This window comes from Stenotrophomonas sp. YJH_SMC_25 (assembly GCF_059369595.1).
The window spans coordinates 155,929-173,083 of sequence record NZ_JCAFSV010000009.1 but is presented as its reverse complement, the minus strand read 5'-3'; the positions used below and the strand labels follow the sequence as shown (position 1 = coordinate 173,083).

Sequence of the window (17,155 nt, the reverse complement as noted above, 5' to 3'; positions counted from 1 at the left end):
CCCAGGAGATTCACATGCGTCAATCCGTTTCCACTGTCCGCGTGCTGTCCTACGCCCTGCTTGCGGTGGCCGTTGCCGCCGGCACCACCGGCTGCTTCAAGCGTGGCGTCAAGGGCGACTATGCCCTGGCCCCGGAAATGCGTCCGCTGGAAGTGCCGCCGGACCTCAACCTGCCGGCCACCACCGGTGACAACAAGGTGCCGGCGCTGGTGTCGGCCACCAAGCCGGCAGCACCGGCGGCCGCGGCTCCGGCCGTTGGCAATACCGGTTTCACCATCGCTGGTGGCAAGGATGAAGCCTTCGCCAAGGTCGGTACCGCGCTGGAAGGCGTGGAGGGCGTGACCATCGCCAGCCGCGCCCAGTTGCTCGGCTCGTATGACGTGGCCTACGAAGGCAGCAACTTCCTGGTCCGCGTGGTCGCCGTCGATGCCGGCGCCTACATCTCCGCGGTCGACCCGCGTGGCCTGCCGGCCACCGCCGAAGCGCCGGTGAAGCTGATCGCCGCGCTGAAGGCGAAGCTGGCCCAGTAAGGGCTGCCTCTGGTAGAGACTGACCTTGGTCGGCGCTTCTGTGCCAACCAAGGTTGGCACCTACCGGATCGCAAGGTTGGCATGCCGGATCTTGCGGTTGGCGTTCACCGGAAAACAGAAAAGGGCGCCCGTGGGCGCCCTTTTCGTTGCCGCCGTGGGCGCTTCTCAGCGCTCCAGCAGCTTCAGCTTGTCCGGCTTGCCATCCCATTCGCCGGCGTCGGCGGGCGGGTCCTTGCGCACGGTCAGCACCGGCCACTCCTTCGCCAGCTCGGCGTTGAGGGCGACGAAGCCTTCCTGGCCGGCGGGGACATCGTCCTCCGGGAAGATCGCATTGACCGGGCACTCCGGCTCGCAGAGGGTGCAGTCGATGCACTCATCCGGGTCGATCACCAGGAAGTTCGGGCCTTCGTGGAAGCAATCCACGGGGCACACTTCCACGCAATCGGTGTGTTTGCACTTGATGCAGTTTTCGGTGACGACAAAGGGCATGGGCTGGGGGTGGATCGATTCCTGAACCCGCCAATTCTAGAACAGGTTGGCCCCCGGTGTCGGCGCGGGGCGGAAATCGGGCGTCTGGCAGGCGCGGCCGTGGCAGTCATTGGCGGCAGGGCGGGGCCTGTGCGACGCTGCGGGTCAGCCGGCTGCGTCGGGTGGCCGGCCCCCTTCCCAGCAGGATCGTCAATGTCGCCAGCCAAGCCCAGCATCGCACCCCATGGCGGTGAGAACACTGCATTCATCGTCCTGATCAGCTGCGTGGCCACGCTCGGTGGATTCCTGTTCGGCTTCGACAGTGGTGTCATCAATGGCACGGTCGATGGCCTGCGCCAGGCCTTCAACTCCAGCGAGGCGGCGCTCGGTTTCGAAGTCGCCTCGATGCTGCTGGGCTGCGCGATCGGTGCGTTCCTGGCCGGCTGGCTGGGCGACCGCCTGGGACGCCGCGGCGTCCTGATCGTGTCGGCGCTGATGTTCCTGGTTTCGGCGCTGGGCGCCGGCGCAGCCCACGCCTCGTGGCTGTTCATCGCGGCCCGCGTGCTGGGCGGCTTTGCAGTAGGGGCGGCCAGCGTGATGTCGCCGGCCTACATCGCCGAGGTGGCCTCGGCGCGCTATCGCGGGCGCCTGGCCACAGTGCAGCAGATGGCGATCATCTGCGGCCTGTTCGCGGCGTTCCTCAGCAACTACCTGCTGGCCCGCGCCGCCGGGGCGTCGACCGAGCCGTTGTGGCTGGGTCATGAGGCCTGGCGCTGGATGTTCTGGATGCAGGCGCTGCCGTCGGGGCTGTTCCTGCTGTTGTTGCTGGTGATTCCGGAAAGCCCGCGCTTCCTGGTCCTGAAGGGGCGCCAGCAGCAGGCGAGGGCGGTGCTCGCGCGGCTGTACGGCGATACCGTGGCGGCGGCCAAGCAGGCCGAGATCGAAACCAGCCTGGCCCAGGACCAGCACAAGCCGCGCTTCGGCGACCTGCGCAACAAGGCCACCGGCAAGCTGCGCCCGATCCTCTGGGTGGGTATCGGCCTGGCCATGTTCCAGCAGCTGGTCGGCATCAACGTGGTGTTCTACTACGGCGCAGTGCTGTGGCAGGCGGTCGGCTTTTCGGAAAGCGACGCGCTGTTGATCAACGTGCTGTCCGGTGGGCTGAGCATCGGTGCCTGCCTGCTGACGGTGCTGTTGATCGACCGCATCGGGCGCAAGCCGCTGCTGTGGATCGGCTCGGTCGGCATGTCGGTGGCGCTGGTGCTGATGGTGGTCGCGTTCGCCAGTGGAAGCCTGGCCGACGGTCGCCTGCAGCTGTCCGACGGCATGGGCCGGCTGGCGCTGGTCGCGGCCAATGTCTACGTGGTGTTCTTCAACATGTCCTGGGGCCCGGTGATGTGGGTGATGCTGGGCGAGATGTTCCCCAACCAGATCCGCGGCCCGGCGCTGGCGGTGGCGGGTGCGGCGCAATGGACCTCGAACTTCGCGATCACCGTGACCTTCCCGATGCTGCTGGCCGGCATCGGCCTGGCCGGCGCCTATGGCATCTACGCGGTCGCGGCGATCCTCTCGATCGTCTTCGTGGTCCGCCACGTACGCGAGACCAAGGGCAAGGAGCTGGAGCAGATGGAAGGCTGACGGCGACTGGCTTCGGTTGTGTTCCGTTGGCGCCTGCTTGTCCAGAGTGTGAGGGGGCAGGCCGCCCTCTCCAGGACACGCAAGAGCCCATCCATGGGTGCTCGATGGCGCCATGGATGGGTTTACGGCGTGTCCTGCCCTGGGTGACCCCACCGGCTCAAGCCGATTGCAGGGGGGGCGCCAAAGCGACCAACCCGACCGCAACCACTGCAATCCCGGAAAACAGAAAAGCCCGCATAAGGCGGGCTTTTTCGGTTCCTGCTGCGGCGACTGGCGCTCCCTAGGGGACTCGAACCCCTGTTTTAGCCTTGAGAGGGCCACGTCCTAACCACTAGACGAAGGGAGCGTAACTGTGTCGCTGCCGAGGCAGGAGCGCTAGTATATGCACCTCGATGCCATTGGGCAATCCCGAAACTTCAACCGGAAGCGCCAACATCATTTCCTCTGCTACATCACCGTTCAGCCTGCGCGTCATCCCGCGCGACCAGCACACGATCTCCCGCAAGGACATCAGCCCGAACGCCCTGCGCGTGCTTTATCGCCTGCGCGATGCCGGCTTCGGCGCCTACCTTGTCGGCGGCGCGGTGCGCGACCTGCTGGTCAATGGCCAACCCAAGGATTTCGACGTGGCCACCGACGCCACGCCCGAACAGGTCAAGCAGCTGTTCCGCAACTGCCGCCTGATCGGCCGCCGTTTCCGCCTCGCCCACGTTGTGTTCGGCCGCGAGATCATCGAAGTCGCCACCTTCCGCGCCAACAGCGATGACGGCAGTGGCGACCGCGAGATGGAAAACGGCATGCTTGTGCGCGACAACGTGTACGGCACCATCGAAGACGACGCCGTCCGCCGCGACTTCACCTGCAACGCCCTGTACTACGCCATCGAGGACTTCTCGGTGCGTGATTACACCGGTGGCTTCGAAGACGTGCAGGCGCGCCTGATGAAGCTCATCGGCGACCCGGTACAGCGCTACCAGGAAGACCCGGTGCGCATGCTGCGCGCCGTGCGCCTGGCGGCCAAGCTCGGCTTCCAGATCGAAGAGGGCACCGCCGCGCCGATCCCGCAGCTGGCTGGCCTGCTCAACGAAGCCGCGCCGGCACGCCTGTTCGAGGAAGTGCTGAAGCTGTTCCTGTCCGGGCACGGCGTGGCCAGCTTCGAAGGCCTGGAGCGCTACGGTCTGCTCGACGTGCTGTTCCCGGAAAGCGCCAGGGCGTTGAAGTCCAACCGCACCGGCGCGCTGCGCCGCATGCTGGTCGAGGGCCTGGCCAATACCGATGCCCGCGTGGCCAACGACGAGCCGGTCTCGCCGGCGTTCCTGTTCGCGCTGTTGCTGTGGCCGGCGTTCTGCCGCGCCCAGGCGACCCTGCTCAAGCAGGGCGTGGCGCCGGAAGAGGCGCAGCGTCGTGCCGCCGACCGCGTCACCGTGCAGCAGTTGAGCACCATCGCGCTGCCGCGCCGCTTCTCGCTGCCGATGCAGGAAATCTGGCTGCTGCAGTCGCGTTTCAGCTCGCGCCAGCGCAAGCGTGTGTTCCGCACGCTCACCCATCCGCGCTTCCGCGCCGCGTTCGACTTCCTCAGCCTGCGCCAGGTGGCCTCGGCCGAGCACGCTGCCGATGTTGAATTCTGGCGCGAGGCACAGGCCCAGTCCGGCCGCGAGCTGGAATCGTCGCTGGACGCGATGCACAGCGAAGAGGGCGATGACGAGAACGGAGCACCGCGCAAGCGTCGCCGTCGTCGTCGCCGCCCGGGTGCCTCGGCCGGTGCAGCTGGCGAATAAGCAATGATGCCAGCGTGGATCGGCCTCGGCGCCAACCTCGGCGATGCGGCCACGACTGTCGGCGCGGCGATCACTGCGCTGGACGGCCTGCCCAGGACCCGCGTGCTGCAGGCCTCGCGCCTGTACGCAACGCCGGCCTGGGGCAATGAAGACCAGCCACCGTTCGTCAACGCGGTGGCCGCGGTCGAAACGTCACTGGCAGCCGATGAACTGCTGCAGGCGATGCTGGCGCTGGAGCAGCGCTTTGGTCGCGTGCGCGATCCGGCGGTGCACTGGGGGCCGCGCGCGCTGGACCTGGACCTGCTGCTGTATGGCGCGCAGGTGCTCGACCAGCCCGGCCTGCAGGTGCCGCACCCCTACATGCACGAGCGTGCCTTCGTGCTGGTGCCGCTGGCCGAAATCGCGCCAGATCTGGCCATCCCCGGGCATGGCCGCGTGCGGGATGCAGTGATGCGGGTGGATGCCTGCGGGATCGCGCCGATAGGGTGATAATGCCCGGGTTATCTCCCCCGGTTATCAGCACATGAGCACCCACGCAGACAGCAAGCCCTGGACCGTTCCCGCCCTGGCCGAGGCCAAGCGCAATGGCCAGAAGCTGGTCATGTTGACCGCCTACGACGCTGGCTTTGCCCGCACCTTCGATGCCAATGGTGTCGACCTGATCCTGATTGGCGATTCGCTGGGCATGGTCGTGCAGGGCCATGATTCGACCCTGCCGGTGACCGTGGCCGACATGGTCTACCACACCCGCGCCGTGGCCCGTGTGCTGCAGCGCGCGCTGCTGGTGGCCGATCTGCCGTTCGGCGCCGATGCCACTCCGGAGCGCGCGCTGGATGCTTCGCTGCAGCTGCTGCAGGCCGGTGCCGAGATGGTCAAGATCGAAGGTGCCGGCTTCAAGGTCGACATCATCCGCTACCTGGTTGAGCGTGAGATTCCGGTCTGTGCGCATCTGGGCCTGACCCCGCAATCGGTGCTGCGCCTGGGCGGCTTCAAGATCCAGGGCCGCGGCGATGCCGCCCGCCAGCTGGTCGACGATGCCAAGGCCGTGGCCGCGGCCGGTGCCAGCATCATGGTGCTCGAATGCGTGCCGACCCCGGTCGCCGCGGAAGTGACCGCCGCGGTGGATGTGCCGACCATCGGCATCGGTGCCGGCCCGCAGTGCGACGGCCAGGTGCTGGTGCTGCACGACTTCCTCGGCCTGGACAGCGGCCATCGCCGTCCCAAGTTCGTCAAGGACTTCCTTGCCGAAGGCGGTTCGGTGGCCGGTGCCACCCGCGCCTACGCCGACGCCGTGCGCGACGGCAGCTTCCCCGACGAACAGCACGCTTACGCCTCATGATCCAGACCTTCAACGAGCTCGGCGCATTGCGCGGGCAGATCGCCCAGTGGAAGCGCGAGGGCCTGCGCGTGGCGCTGGTGCCGACCATGGGCAACCTTCACGGTGGCCATCATTCGCTGGTGACCCTGGCCCGCCAGTACGCCGACAGGGTGGTGGCAAGCATCTTCGTCAATCCGACCCAGTTCGGGCCGAACGAGGACTTCAGCCGTTACCCGCGCACGCCCGAGGCCGATGTGGCCGGGCTTGAGCAGGTCGGCTGCGATGCGGTGTGGCTGCCCAGCGTCGAGGCCATGTACCCGCTGGGCGTGGACAAGACCACGCAGATGCACGCGCCCGGCGTGAGCGAGGTGCTGGAAGGTGCCAGCCGCCCGGGCCACTTCGATGGCGTCTGCACGGTGGTGGCGCGCCTGTTCCTGCAGGTGCAGCCGGACGTGGCCGTGTTCGGCCGCAAGGACTACCAGCAGCTGGCGGTGATCCGGCAGATGGTGGCTGAGCTGTCGTTCCCGATCCAGATCGTCGGCGCGGACATCGTGCGCGACGAGGATGGCCTGGCCAAGAGTTCGCGCAACCAGTACCTGAGCGCCGAACAGCGCCCGGTCGCGACCACCATCCACCGCACCCTGCTGGGCATGCGCGAAGGCTACGTGGCCGGGCAGGCGCGTGATCGCATCGAGGCCGACGCCACGGCGGCATTGCAGGCGGCCGGTTTCCAGGTTGACTATGCGGTGCTGCGCACCCCGGAGCTGGCCGAGCCGACGTTCGATGGCGGTGGCCGCGTAGCGCTGATCGCCGCGCGCCTGGGCTCCACCCGCCTGATCGACAACCTGGAGTTCTGAGCCGCATGCGGCCCGGGGGCGCCCACAATGGGCGCCTCGCACCTTCCCATGGACGGGAGAACGGCAATGAAGACACCCTCCACTGACGCTGGTCGGCTTGCGCAGGTGTTGATCCTGGCCGTGCTGGCTGCCGGCATGCTGCCGGCCCAACTGTTTGGCGGCCTGTTGTTCGCATTTGAATTCAGGCGCACGCCGATGCCCGCGCTCACCGGCGGTGGACTGATGTTCGGGCTGGGCGTCTGCAGCGCCATCGCGGTGTTCCTGCCGATGGCGCTGCTCCCGCGATCTCGGCGGCTCCTGCGCCGGCCCCGCTTCGTGCTTGCAGGGGCTGCTCTGGGCGCGCTGGCCATGGCCATCCATGAATGGCCGGGCGCGATCCATGGGCCGCTGCTGCAGCGCCTGCGCTATGTCGATACATTCGATGTGATCAGCTATGGGCTGACGGTGTTGGCTGCAGGTGGCCTGGGCCTGGCCTCCGGGCTGGCCTTCCATACGGTGTTCAGGCTGTCACTGCAGGGCGGTGCCGTCCATGCCACGGCGCCGCCGCCGGGCGAGGGCGCCTGAACGGCCTTCAGCGTCCTGCCGCAGGCCCCTGACGACGGCCAAGCGGGTGCTAGAATCCGCTCTTTCCTTTGCCGTTGCAGCGCCCCCATGCACCTGTCCCTGCTCAAGACCAAGATCCACCGCGCCACCGTCACCCATTCCGAGCTGAACTACGAAGGCTCGATCGCCATCGATGACAACCTGCTGGCTGCCACCGGCATCCGCGAGTTCGAGCAGGTGCACATCTGGGACGTGACCAACGGTGCGCGCTTCTCGACCTATGCCATCCGCGCCGAAGCCGGCAGCGGCGTTGTCTCGCTCAACGGTGGCGCCGCGCGCCACGTGCAGGTCGGTGACATCATCATCATTGCCGCGTTCGCCAGCATGACCGAGCAGGAAGCCGACAGCTTCAAGCCGAAGCTGGTGTACGTTGATGGCAAGAACCAGATCACCCACACCAACGACACGATCCCGACCCAGGCCGCATGACAACGAACAACGGATTCGACTCGCTGCATTCCCACGCCCAGCGCCTGAAGGGCGCAAGCATCCCCGGCCTGCTCGCCGCCGAACCCGGCCGCGTGCAGGACCTGGCGCTGCGGGTCGGTCCGTTGTACGTCAACTTCGCCCGGCAGAAATACGATGCCGCGGCGTTGCAGGCATTGCTGGCGCTGGCTGCCGACCGTGATGTCGGTGGTGCCATCACCCGCCTGTTCCGTGGTGAGCAGGTCAACCTGACCGAAGGTCGCGCCGCGCTGCACACCGCACTGCGCGGCGACGTGGTCGATGCGCCGGTGGCGGCCGAGGCCTATGCCACCGCGCGCGAGATCCGCCAGCGCATGGGCGTGCTGGTGCGCGCGCTGGAAGACAGTGGCGTAACCGATGTAGTCAGTGTCGGCATCGGTGGTTCCGACCTTGGCCCGCGCCTGGTCGCCGACGCGCTGCGTCCGGTCAGCGGTGCGCGCCTGCGCGTGCATTTCGTATCGAACGTGGACGGCGCGGCCATGCAGCGTACGCTGGCCACGCTGGATCCGGCCAAGACCGCCGGCATCCTGATCTCCAAGACCTTCGGCACCCAGGAAACCCTGCTCAACGGCCAGATCCTGCACGACTGGCTGGGGGGCAGCGATCGCCTGTACGCGGTCAGTGCCAATCCGGAACGTGCCGCCAAGGCCTTTGCCATCGCCGCCGATCGTGTGCTGCCGATGTGGGATTGGGTCGGCGGCCGCTATTCGCTGTGGTCTGCGGTCGGTTTCCCGATCGCGCTGGCGATCGGCTTCGATCGCTTTGAACAGCTGCTGGAAGGTGCTGCGCAGATGGATGCGCATGCGCTGGATGCACCGCTGGAGCGCAACCTGCCGGTGCTGCACGGCCTGACCGACATCTGGAACCGCAACCTGCTGGGCCATGCCACGCATGCGGTGATGACCTACGACCAGCGCCTGGCGCTGTTGCCGGCCTACCTGCAGCAGCTGGTGATGGAAAGCCTGGGCAAGCGTGTGCAGCGTGATGGCCAGCCGGTCACCACCGATACCGTGCCGGTGTGGTGGGGCGGGGCGGGCACCGATGTGCAGCACAGCTTCTTCCAGGCACTGCACCAGGGCACCAGCATCGTTCCGGCCGACTTCATCGGCTGCGTGCACAACGACGATCCCTACACGATCAATCATCAGGCCCTGCTGGCCAATCTGCTGGCGCAGACCGAAGCACTGGCCAATGGCCAGGGCAGCGACGACCCGCACCGTGATTACCCGGGCGGCCGCCCGAGCACGCTGATCCTGCTCGACGCGCTGACCCCGCAGGCGCTGGGTGCGCTGATCGCCATGTACGAACACGCCGTGTACGTGCAGTCGGTGATCTGGAACATCAACGCCTTCGACCAGTTCGGTGTCGAACTGGGCAAGCAGCTGGCCAGCGGCCTGCTGCCGGCGCTGCAGGGCGAGGATGTGGCCGTTGCCGACCCGATGACCCGCGAGATCCTTGCGCAGCTGAAGCGCTGAGGCTCTGGTAGTGCCGGCCGCTGGCCGGCGACCTCATGAACGATTGAAGCATCACCTGGTTGCCGGCCAGCGGCCGGCACTACCAGAGCGGACGGGTTGCCGGCCTGCGGCCGGCACTACCATGAAGGGCGTGGTGCCTCAGCGGCTCGGGTCGCGTTCCGGGCTGGGCCGCTTGGCCAGCTTGCGCTGCAGCGAGCGCCGGTGCATGCCGAGCAGGCGCGCGGCTGCCGACACGTTGCCGCCGGTCTCGTGCATCGCCTGCTGGATGTGTTCCCACTGCAGGCGGCTGATCGGTGTCATCGCGTCGGGCACTTCCATTTCGCCATCGTCGGCCGGGCCGTCATCCTCCTCGCCCAAAGCGCGAAGGATCATCGGTACCGTGGCTGGCTTGGGCAGGTAATCGTCCGCACCGAGCTTGATCGCTTCCACCGCGGTGGCGATGCTGGCGTAGCCGGTCACCAGCAGGATGCGCATGTCCGCGCGCAGCGCACGCAGCGGCTGGATCAGCGCCAGGCCGGAATCGCTGCCCAGCTTCAGGTCGATCAGGGCGAACGCGGGTGGGTGCTGGCGCGCCAGTGCCAGCGCGCTGGCGGCATCCTGCGCGGTCTGCGTTTCAAGTCCCTTGCGGGCCAGGCTGCGCTGCAGGGTGCGCAGGTACAGTTCGTCGTCGTCGACCAGCAGGCCGAGGGTTGAGGCGCTCATGGGGTTTCCTCGCGTGGGGCCAGCGGCAGGCGGAAGCCGACGCGGCTGCCGGCCCCCTGGGCCGGGCGCATCCACATCTCGCCGTCGAGGCGTTCGATCGTGGCATGGGACAGGGCCAGGCCGACCCCCATGCCTTCACTCTTGCTGCTGCCGAACAGCTTGCCCGGCAGCACCGCGGCGCGCGCGTTGAAGCCGTGGCCGTAGTCGCGTACTTCGCCGATCAGATCGTCGCCTTCGATGCGCAGGTCCAGGTCCACGCGCGGCCGGCCGGCCTGTTCGCCGGCATCGGCGGCATTGTTGAGCAGGACCATCAGCAGGTGGCCCACGCCCGGGTCGAGCGGCAGCCGCAGCGGCGCATCGTCGTTGCGGTGCAGGTCGATGGTCGGTCGCACCAGGCGCCATTGCTCCAGCACCTGCTGCGCGCTGGAATGGCTGCGTCCGGGCGCATCGGCCGAGGCCGGTGCGGCCAGCGCCAGCACGCGCTCACGGCACTGCACCAGCAGCTCGCGCAGGGTTTCCATGTCCTCGCGCACTTCCGGCTCTTCACTGCGTTCGGCCACGTCGTCGGCGAGCAGGGTCATGGTTGCCAGCGGCGTGTTCAGTTCATGCGCCACCGAGGCGGCATGGGTAGCCAGAGCGACGATGCCCTCGTTGCGGGCGAAGCGTTCGCGCAGGGCCGAGAGTTCCAGTTCGCGCTGGCGCAGCGCCAGCGCCAGGCGGGTGGAGAAGGCCAGTACGACCGCCGCGGAAATCAGGAAATTGGCGACCACGCCCCAGCGGTTGAGGTCCTGCGCGCGGAAATAGCCATCCGGCAGCGACTGGCCGAAGATGCCGCTGGCGGCGTAGCCGAGCAGGCAGGCCAGCGCCACCGCCAGCGCCCAGCGCAGGGGCAGGGCGAACGCGGCCAGTGCGATCAGGATCAGGAACAGCGAGCTGAACGGATTGGCCATGCCACCGCTCCAGCCGACCATCCAGGTCAGGATGATCACGTCCACCAGGATGTGGCCGAATGCAGTCAGCGGTGCGGTGTCGGCCGCTTCCGGGCGCAGCTGGGTATAGATGTTGAACAGGGCCAGCACCGCCACGCCGGCCCACAGCGGCAGCTGCGGCAACGGCAGCCCCAGCACCCAGGTGGCGACCAGGATGGTGGCGGCCTGGCCGCCTACTGCAAGCCAGCGCAGGCTGCACAGGGTTCGGAGAAACGGGGCGTCGGGACCGGTCATTCACGCTCATCGTATGCGTTCGTGCGTGACCGTGCCTGCGACAATCGGCCGCAGCCGTGCCGCCGGCTGAATGCGAGTCACCCCGAATGCAGGGCCGGGCGGTAGAATGCGCCCATGCACGACGCCGTCACCCGCCCGACTCCGCCCTCCGATGCCACTGCCTGGCCGCGCCGCCAGACCCATGCCGTCCAGATCGGCGGAGTCACCGTGGGCGGAGGCAAGCCGGTGGTGGTGCAGTCGATGACCAACACTGACACCTCCGACGTCGCCTCCAGCGTGAAGCAGGTGGCCGAGTTGTGGCGTGCCGGTTCGGAGATGGTGCGGCTGACCGTCAATACCGTGGAAGCCGCTGCGGCGATCCCGCGCATTGTCGACAAGCTGGCGATGATGGGCATCGACGTACCGCTGATCGGCGATTTCCACTACAACGGCCACCAGCTGCTGACCGCCGAACCGGCATGTGCCGAAGCACTGGCCAAGTACCGCATCAACCCGGGCAACGTCGGCTTCGGCAAGAAGAAGGATCTGCAGTTCGCCCAGCTGATCGAATTCGCCATCCGTTACAACAAGCCGGTGCGCATCGGCGCCAACTGGGGCTCGCTGGACCAGGCCCTGGCGGCGAAGCTGATGGACGAGAACAACCTGCGCGAACAGCCCTGGGATGCCGGCCGCGTGCTGCGCGAGGCGCTGATCCGCTCGGCGCTGGATTCGGCCGAGCAGGCGGTGGAGCTGGGTCTGCCGCGCGATCGCATCGTGCTGTCGGCCAAGGTCAGTGGCGTGCAGGAGCTGATCGCGGTGTACCGCGACCTGGCGCAGCGCTCCGACTTCGCCCTGCACCTGGGCCTGACCGAGGCCGGTATCGGCAGCAAGGGCATCGTGGCATCGTCCGCGGCGCTGGGCGTGCTGCTGCAGGAAGGCATCGGTGACACCATCCGCATCTCGCTGACCCCGGAGCCGGGCCAGTCGCGCACGCAGGAAGTGATCGTCGCCCAGGAACTGCTGCAGACCACCGGCCAGCGTGCCTTCACGCCGCTGGTCACGGCCTGCCCGGGCTGCGGCCGTACCACCTCCGAGTTCTTCCAGGAGCTGGCCAAGGTGGTGCAGAACCACGTGCGCGAGAAGATGCCGCTGTGGAAGATCCACCACCCGGGGGCGGAGAACATGACCCTGGCGGTGATGGGCTGCATCGTCAACGGGCCGGGCGAATCGCGTCACGCCAACATCGGCATCTCGCTGCCGGGCACGGGTGAGACGCCTGCGGCGCCGGTGTTCGTCGATGGTGAGAAGAAGGTGACCCTGCGTGGCGACAACATCGCCCAGGAGTTCGTCGCCCTGATCGACGATTACGTCGAACACACGTATGTCCGAAGCGCCGGATAAGCCTGCGATCCTCGCCGCACCGGAGTCCGCCTCCGGCTTCCGCCACTGGATGGCGCGCAACGCCTGGCGCCTGGTCCTGTTGTTCGGTGGCGTGCTGCTGCCGTTGGCAGGCTTTGTTGCCCTGGCGGACGAAGTGCACGAGTTTGAATCGTTCCATTTCGACGCGCCCCTGCTGTGGCAGATGCATGGCCTGCATTCGCCGTGGCTGGACCGCTTCTTCGTGCTCATCTCGAAACTGGGCTACGAGTGGTTCCTGATCCCGGCCGACGTGCTGATCATCGGCGTGCTGCTGGGCTACCGGCGCTGGCGCGAGGCGACCTTCGTCGCGGTCAGCTTCGTAGGGTCGGCGCTGCTGAACATGGGCAGCAAGCAGTTCTTCCAGCGGCAGCGCCCCAGCCTGTGGGAATCGATCGCGCCGGAATCGACGTTCAGCTTCCCGAGCGGGCATGCGATGGGTTCGATGACCCTTGCCGTGACCTTGGTACTGCTCGCCTGGAACACCCGTTGGCGCTGGCCGGTACTGATGCTGGCACCCGCGTTCAGCCTGCTGGTAAGCGTGTCGCGGGTCTATCTGGGGGTGCATTACCCCTCCGACATCCTGGCCGGATGGTGTGCCGCGCTGGTTTGGGTGGTAGGGTGCTATCTGGTCATGTTCAGTCGCCGGCACCCTTGGCGACGTCACGGCCCGCCGCCAGCGAAGGCCAGCGAAGCACCAACACAGGGGGTTTGACGTGGATGGCCCTTGAGGGACGTCTACGTGATAGATCAGTTGTTTCGTTGCAGCAGGTTCTGCAAGACAGGGGGCAAGCACAACGCGCGGTACTGTGATGCGCAAGGCAGATCGCCGATGCCGCATTCCGGACGCGCTTGCAGGGTATCGGCACCCTGCCTAGCTTGACCTGCAATGGCCGCATTCGAAGAGGTACATGAATGACGATTCGAGTCTACCTGGTGGATGACCACGCGCTGGTCCGCACCGGTATGAAGATGATTCTGTCGGGGGAAACCGACATCGAGGTGGTGGGCGAAGCCGAGACCGGCGAAGACGCGCTGCGTGAAGTCCGCCAGCTGCTGCCGGATGTGGTGCTGTGCGACCTGCACCTGCCGGGCGTGAGCGGCATGGAAGTGACCGAGCGCATCGTCCGCAGCCACCGCAATACCCGCGTGGTGATCGTGTCGGTACTGGAAGACGGCCCGCTGCCCAAGCGCCTGCTCGAAGCCGGTGCGGCCGGTTACATCGGCAAGGGCTGCGATGCGCAGGAACTGCTGCGTGCGGTGCGTGATGTGGCGGCCGGTCGTCGCTACCTGGGCACCAGCATCGCGCAGAATCTGGCGCTGTCGACAGTGGAAGGCAATGGTTCGCCGTTCGACAACCTGTCGCCGCGCGAGCTTGAGGTGGCCCTGTTGCTGACCCAGGGCCTGCGCCAGGAAGACATCGCGCGGCGCCTGAGCCTGAGTGCGAAGACGGTGAACACGCACAAGGCGCGGTTGTTCGAGAAAATGGGGATCCACGACAACATCGCGCTGGCGCGGATGGCCAGCCAGTACGGGTTGGTGGATCCGGCACGGCCGCTGTAAGGGGTTCGGCCAACGGCTGAGCCCCTCGCGGTGTGCGGCGGGATTCGTGGGGTTGGCCCTGCGGAGGGATTGCGCAGGGGACGCCGTGAATCCATCCCTGGAGGCTCGGGCGCGCCATCCATGGCGCTTACGCCCCTGCGCAATCCCTCCGCCGGGCCACGGACGGTTTCCGTGCGCCGCCACTGCGGAATGAAGAAGGAAGAGCAGGAGCGGGTCGCGCGCTTTCCGCACTCGTCGCCCGGGGTCGGATCCCTTTCCCGGTGGGAAAGGGCTCTGACCCCTGATGATGCCGGAGCCGAGCGTGGGCTCGGCTCTGCACCTTTGTCGGGCTCAGTGGCCGCGTACGCGCTGGATGATCTTGGCGGCGTCTGCGGCGCTGGCGCGCACCTTGTCCCATTCGCCGTTGGCGATCCAGTTGCCCGGCACCATCCACGAACCACCGATGCAGACCACGTTCTTCTGCTCGAGGTATTCGGCGGCGGTGTTCTCGGTGATGCCGCCGGTCGGGCACAGCTTCAGGTCCGCCACCGGGCCGGCCAGTCCCTTGATCATTGCCAGGCCACCCACAGCCGTGGCCGGGAACAGCTTGCACACGCGGAAGCCGCGGGCGTAGAGCGACAGCAGCTCGGTCGGGGTGGCCGCACCCGGCACCACCGGCAGCGGTGCGGCGGCCAGTGCATCAGCCAGTGCCGGCGGCGTACCCGGGGTCACCAGGAAGTCCGCACCCGCATCGATCGACTGCTGCATCTGCTCCACGGTCAGCACCGTACCGGCACCCACCACTACGTCCGGCAGCTCGCGCTTGAGCATCGCCAATGCTTCCATCGCCACTGGCGTACGCAGCGTCAGCTCGATCGCCGGCAAGCCACCTTCCAGCAGCGCCGCACTGACCGCCCGCGCCTGGTCCAGCGTATGAATCGTCACCACCGGCAGGATGCCCGCCGCACGCAACAGCTCCGCCGCCTTCACCTGATGTTGTTCGATACCCATGCTTTTGCCCTTGCCTTTTGCTCTTCTTGATTCAGTGGCCGCAGCGCAAATGACGCGCCGGGAATTGTCCAAGGGCAGTAGAGCGCCCTGGCCGGGACCGTGAGCGGCATGGATGCCGCGACCGAGCCCCCATGGAAGGGTTTACGGCGTGTCCCGGCCAGGGCGCTCTACTGCCCAGGCCGGGAAGCCTGCCGCGGCTTTTCGCTTCAGGCGTCTTTTGCCTCATGCGGCGCCGCCGCCGCTGCGGCATCGTGCCCCAGCTCATACTCCGCGTCGTACTCCCACGGCCCGCCATCAGCCGCCGCCGGCCCGCACGAAATCGAAATCGCGCCCTGATCAGCCGGACCCACCACGCGACGGTTGATCGCGAACAGGTTGCGGCCCAGGTCATGCGCAGCCGGTGCTGTGTTCGGCGCCAGCGGACGTGCCGCCCATTCGGCCGCGTCCACCAGCACTTCCAGCGTGCCAGCCTCGCCATCCAGGCGGATCATGTCGCCCTCGCGGACCTTGGCCAGCGGACCGCCGCGTGCCGCTTCCGGCGTCACGTGGATCGCCGCCGGAATCTTGCCCGAGGCGCCGGACAGGCGACCGTCGGTGACCAGCGCCACGCGCCGGCCCTGGTTCTGCAGCAGGCCCAGCAGCGGCGCGAGCGAATGCAGTTCGGGCATGCCGTTGGCACGCGGGCCCTGGTAACGCACCACCGCCACGAAGTCCTGCGGCAGCAGGCCACCGGCGTGCAGCTTGTTCAGCACCTGCGGTGCATCGACCACCACGGCCGGCGCTTCGATCGTGCGGTACTGCGGCTTTACCGCCGACAGCTTGATCAGCGACTTGCCGAGGTTGCCGCGCAGCAGGCGCAGGCCGCCCTGGTGCTCGAACGGATTGTCGACGCCACGCACCACTTCGTCATCGGCGCTGCGTTCCAGGCCCGGCAGGTAGACCAGCTGGCCATCGCGCAGCTGCGGTTCGCGTGCGTAGTCGGCCATGCCGCCGCGCGCCACGCTGACCAGATCGCCGTGCATCAGGCCCGCCTTGATCAGCTCGCCGAACACGAACGCCGGGCCGCCAGCGGCCGAGAAGCGGTTCACGTCGGCCTCGCCGTTCGGATAGACGCGGGCCAGCAGCGGAATCAGCTGCGACAGTTCGTCGAAGTCGTCCCAGGTCAGCACGATACCGGCGGCACGCGCCACTGCGATCCAGTGGATGGTGTGGTTGGTCGAACCGCCGGTGGCCATCAGCGCGATGACGGCGTTGATGATCGCGCGCTCGTCGATGATCCGGCCCAGCGGGCGGAAGTCGTCGCCCAGTGCGGTGATGTCCAGTGCACGTTCGGTCGCTTCGCGGGTCAGCGCGTCGCGCAGCGGCGTGCCCGGATTGACGAACGACGCGCCCGGCAGCTGCACGCCCATCGCTTCCAGCAGCACCTGGTTGGAATTGGCGGTGCCGTAGAAGGTGCAGGTGCCGGCGCCGTGGTACGAGGCGGACTCGGCTTCCAGCAGCTCTTCGCGGGTGGCTTCGCCGGCGGCATAGCGCTCGCGCACTTCCGCCTTCTGCTTGTTGGGGATGCCCGGGGTCATCGGGCCGGCCGGCACGAACACCGCCGGCAGGTGGCCGAAGGCCAGCGCACCGATCAGCAGGCCGGGCACGATCTTGTCGCACACGCCGAGGTAGACGGTGCTGTCGAACATGTCGTGGCTGAGCCCGATCGCGGTCGCCTGCGCGATCACATCGCGCGAGAACAGCGACAGTTCCATGCCACCGCGGCCCTGGGTGACGCCGTCGCACATCGCCGGCACACCGCCGGCCACCTGTGCCGTAGCACCGAGCTCGCGGGCGATCTCGCGGATCTGCTCGGGATAGGTCTCGAACGGCTGGTGCGCCGAGAGCATGTCGTTGTAGGCGGTGATGATGCCCAGGTTCGGCGTTACGCCGCCGCGCAGGCGGCTCTTGTCGGTGCCGCCACAGGCGGCGAATCCGTGGGCGAGGTTGCCGCAGCTCAGGCGGCTGCGGAACGGGCCTTCGCGCAGGGAGGCGTCGATCGCGGCCAGGTAGGCGGCACGCGAGGCGGCGCTGCGGCGGATGACGCGCTCAGTGATGGCTTGCAGTTGCGGATGGAGGCTCATTGGCTACCGGCGTTCAAGGTGGCGAGA

Annotated in this window: 17 protein-coding genes and 1 tRNA gene; 12 read left to right on the top strand and 6 right to left on the bottom strand. The window is 67.6% G+C overall.

All coding sequences use genetic code 11. From position 1 onward, the window contains the following. Positions 1-14: 14 nt before the first annotated feature. Positions 15-530 carry a hypothetical protein gene (locus AC5P7E_RS14095; protein WP_005409053.1) on the top strand — a complete coding sequence of 172 codons (516 nt, stop codon included), beginning with the start codon at positions 15-17 and terminating at the stop codon, positions 528-530. A 165-nt stretch (positions 531-695) separates the two neighbouring features. Here the strand turns inward: AC5P7E_RS14095 and fdxA are convergent, their stop codons facing one another. Next, a complete protein-coding gene (fdxA, locus tag AC5P7E_RS14090) occupies positions 696-1,019 on the bottom strand; it encodes a ferredoxin FdxA (protein ID WP_005409054.1) in 324 nt (107 codons plus the stop codon). A gap of 192 nt (positions 1,020-1,211) precedes the next feature. Here fdxA and AC5P7E_RS14085 point away from each other — a divergent pair, with 192 nt between their 5' ends. Beyond that, the gene (locus tag AC5P7E_RS14085) at positions 1,212-2,636 is read left to right on the top strand and encodes a sugar porter family MFS transporter (RefSeq protein ID WP_114618644.1); all 1,425 of its coding nucleotides are present in this window, start codon (positions 1,212-1,214) and stop codon (positions 2,634-2,636) included. Between the two features lie 271 nt (positions 2,637-2,907). On the opposite strand, the gene AC5P7E_RS14080 is transcribed toward AC5P7E_RS14085, so the two are convergent. Further along, a tRNA-Glu gene (locus AC5P7E_RS14080) sits at positions 2,908-2,982 on the bottom strand. A gap of 52 nt (positions 2,983-3,034) precedes the next feature. Between AC5P7E_RS14080 and pcnB the strand changes: the two genes are divergently transcribed. The 7 genes from pcnB to pgi all read left to right on the top strand — a co-directional run bounded on the left by pcnB (position 3,035) and on the right by pgi (position 9,132). Continuing rightward, positions 3,035-4,414: a polynucleotide adenylyltransferase PcnB gene (gene pcnB / locus AC5P7E_RS14075; protein WP_032965757.1), complete on the top strand. Its 1,380-nt coding sequence runs from the start codon at positions 3,035-3,037 to the stop codon at positions 4,412-4,414. A 3-nt stretch (positions 4,415-4,417) separates the two neighbouring features. After that, positions 4,418-4,903, top strand: coding sequence for a 2-amino-4-hydroxy-6-hydroxymethyldihydropteridine diphosphokinase (folK, locus tag AC5P7E_RS14070; protein ID WP_059033994.1), 486 nt, complete (start codon positions 4,418-4,420; stop codon positions 4,901-4,903). Between the two features lie 34 nt (positions 4,904-4,937). Further along, positions 4,938-5,753, top strand: a complete 816-nt coding sequence (gene panB / locus AC5P7E_RS14065; protein ID WP_114618645.1) for a 3-methyl-2-oxobutanoate hydroxymethyltransferase — start codon at positions 4,938-4,940, stop codon at positions 5,751-5,753. After that, positions 5,750-6,589 carry a pantoate--beta-alanine ligase gene (gene panC, locus AC5P7E_RS14060; RefSeq protein WP_065183334.1) on the top strand — a complete coding sequence of 280 codons (840 nt, stop codon included), beginning with the start codon at positions 5,750-5,752 and terminating at the stop codon, positions 6,587-6,589. Before panB ends, panC begins: the two co-directional genes overlap by 4 nt. Before the next feature lie 66 nt (positions 6,590-6,655). Next, positions 6,656-7,153 carry a hypothetical protein gene (locus AC5P7E_RS14055; protein WP_114618646.1) on the top strand — a complete coding sequence of 166 codons (498 nt, stop codon included), beginning with the start codon at positions 6,656-6,658 and terminating at the stop codon, positions 7,151-7,153. Positions 7,154-7,240: 87 nt separating this feature from the next. Next, positions 7,241-7,621: an aspartate 1-decarboxylase gene (gene panD / locus AC5P7E_RS14050; protein ID WP_005409061.1), complete on the top strand. Its 381-nt coding sequence runs from the start codon at positions 7,241-7,243 to the stop codon at positions 7,619-7,621. Next, complete coding sequence (gene pgi / locus AC5P7E_RS14045) at positions 7,618-9,132, top strand: glucose-6-phosphate isomerase (RefSeq protein ID WP_111189192.1); 1,515 nt, start codon at positions 7,618-7,620, stop codon at positions 9,130-9,132. Before panD ends, pgi begins: the two co-directional genes overlap by 4 nt. Before the next feature lie 138 nt (positions 9,133-9,270). Here the strand turns inward: pgi and AC5P7E_RS14040 are convergent, their stop codons facing one another. Together AC5P7E_RS14040 and AC5P7E_RS14035 are read right to left on the bottom strand one after the other, a co-directional pair. Continuing rightward, entirely contained in the window at positions 9,271-9,834 is a 564-nt protein-coding gene (locus AC5P7E_RS14040; protein ID WP_005409063.1) for a response regulator transcription factor, read from the bottom strand. Further along, the gene (locus AC5P7E_RS14035) at positions 9,831-11,057 is read right to left on the bottom strand and encodes an ATP-binding protein (RefSeq protein ID WP_005409064.1); all 1,227 of its coding nucleotides are present in this window, start codon (positions 11,055-11,057) and stop codon (positions 9,831-9,833) included. Before AC5P7E_RS14035 ends, AC5P7E_RS14040 begins: the two co-directional genes overlap by 4 nt. Positions 11,058-11,171: 114 nt before the next feature. Here AC5P7E_RS14035 and ispG point away from each other — a divergent pair, with 114 nt between their 5' ends. From ispG to AC5P7E_RS14020, 3 genes are all read left to right on the top strand, one after another. Continuing rightward, complete coding sequence (gene ispG / locus AC5P7E_RS14030) at positions 11,172-12,437, top strand: flavodoxin-dependent (E)-4-hydroxy-3-methylbut-2-enyl-diphosphate synthase (RefSeq protein WP_005409065.1); 1,266 nt, start codon at positions 11,172-11,174, stop codon at positions 12,435-12,437. After that, complete coding sequence (locus AC5P7E_RS14025) at positions 12,418-13,167, top strand: phosphatase PAP2 family protein (protein ID WP_005409066.1); 750 nt, start codon at positions 12,418-12,420, stop codon at positions 13,165-13,167. The genes ispG and AC5P7E_RS14025 overlap by 20 nt, the downstream gene beginning before the upstream one ends. Before the next feature lie 200 nt (positions 13,168-13,367). Further along, positions 13,368-14,015 (top strand): response regulator, encoded by a 648-nt coding sequence (locus tag AC5P7E_RS14020; protein WP_005409067.1) that lies wholly within the window; start codon positions 13,368-13,370, stop codon positions 14,013-14,015. 330 nt (positions 14,016-14,345) lie between these two features. On the opposite strand, the gene eda is transcribed toward AC5P7E_RS14020, so the two are convergent. Together eda and edd are read right to left on the bottom strand one after the other, a co-directional pair. Further along, on the bottom strand, positions 14,346-15,005 hold the full coding sequence (gene eda, locus AC5P7E_RS14015; protein WP_005409068.1) for a bifunctional 4-hydroxy-2-oxoglutarate aldolase/2-dehydro-3-deoxy-phosphogluconate aldolase: 660 nt from the start codon (positions 15,003-15,005) through the stop codon (positions 14,346-14,348). 206 nt (positions 15,006-15,211) lie between these two features. Beyond that, complete coding sequence (gene edd / locus AC5P7E_RS14010; RefSeq protein ID WP_114618648.1) at positions 15,212-17,128, bottom strand: phosphogluconate dehydratase; 1,917 nt, start codon at positions 17,126-17,128, stop codon at positions 15,212-15,214. Positions 17,129-17,155 lie beyond the last annotated feature (27 nt).

Excerpts from the sequence above, each read along its gene's own strand:
- AC5P7E_RS14095 (WP_005409053.1), top strand. The coding sequence starts at position 15 with ATGCGTCAATCCGTTTCCACTGTCCGCGTGCTGTCCTACGCCCTGCTT.
- fdxA (WP_005409054.1), bottom strand. The coding sequence starts at position 1,019 with ATGCCCTTTGTCGTCACCGAAAACTGCATCAAGTGCAAACACACCGAT.
- AC5P7E_RS14085 (WP_114618644.1), top strand. The coding sequence starts at position 1,212 with ATGTCGCCAGCCAAGCCCAGCATCGCACCCCATGGCGGTGAGAACACT.
- folK (WP_059033994.1), top strand. The coding sequence starts at position 4,418 with ATGATGCCAGCGTGGATCGGCCTCGGCGCCAACCTCGGCGATGCGGCC.
- panB (WP_114618645.1), top strand. The coding sequence starts at position 4,938 with ATGAGCACCCACGCAGACAGCAAGCCCTGGACCGTTCCCGCCCTGGCC.
- panC (WP_065183334.1), top strand. The coding sequence starts at position 5,750 with ATGATCCAGACCTTCAACGAGCTCGGCGCATTGCGCGGGCAGATCGCC.
- AC5P7E_RS14055 (WP_114618646.1), top strand. The coding sequence starts at position 6,656 with ATGAAGACACCCTCCACTGACGCTGGTCGGCTTGCGCAGGTGTTGATC.
- panD (WP_005409061.1), top strand. The coding sequence starts at position 7,241 with ATGCACCTGTCCCTGCTCAAGACCAAGATCCACCGCGCCACCGTCACC.
- pgi (WP_111189192.1), top strand. The coding sequence starts at position 7,618 with ATGACAACGAACAACGGATTCGACTCGCTGCATTCCCACGCCCAGCGC.
- AC5P7E_RS14040 (WP_005409063.1), bottom strand. The coding sequence starts at position 9,834 with ATGAGCGCCTCAACCCTCGGCCTGCTGGTCGACGACGACGAACTGTAC.
- AC5P7E_RS14035 (WP_005409064.1), bottom strand. The coding sequence starts at position 11,057 with ATGACCGGTCCCGACGCCCCGTTTCTCCGAACCCTGTGCAGCCTGCGC.
- ispG (WP_005409065.1), top strand. The coding sequence starts at position 11,172 with ATGCACGACGCCGTCACCCGCCCGACTCCGCCCTCCGATGCCACTGCC.
- AC5P7E_RS14025 (WP_005409066.1), top strand. The coding sequence starts at position 12,418 with ATGTCCGAAGCGCCGGATAAGCCTGCGATCCTCGCCGCACCGGAGTCC.
- AC5P7E_RS14020 (WP_005409067.1), top strand. The coding sequence starts at position 13,368 with ATGACGATTCGAGTCTACCTGGTGGATGACCACGCGCTGGTCCGCACC.
- eda (WP_005409068.1), bottom strand. The coding sequence starts at position 15,005 with ATGGGTATCGAACAACATCAGGTGAAGGCGGCGGAGCTGTTGCGTGCG.
- edd (WP_114618648.1), bottom strand. The coding sequence starts at position 17,128 with ATGAGCCTCCATCCGCAACTGCAAGCCATCACTGAGCGCGTCATCCGC.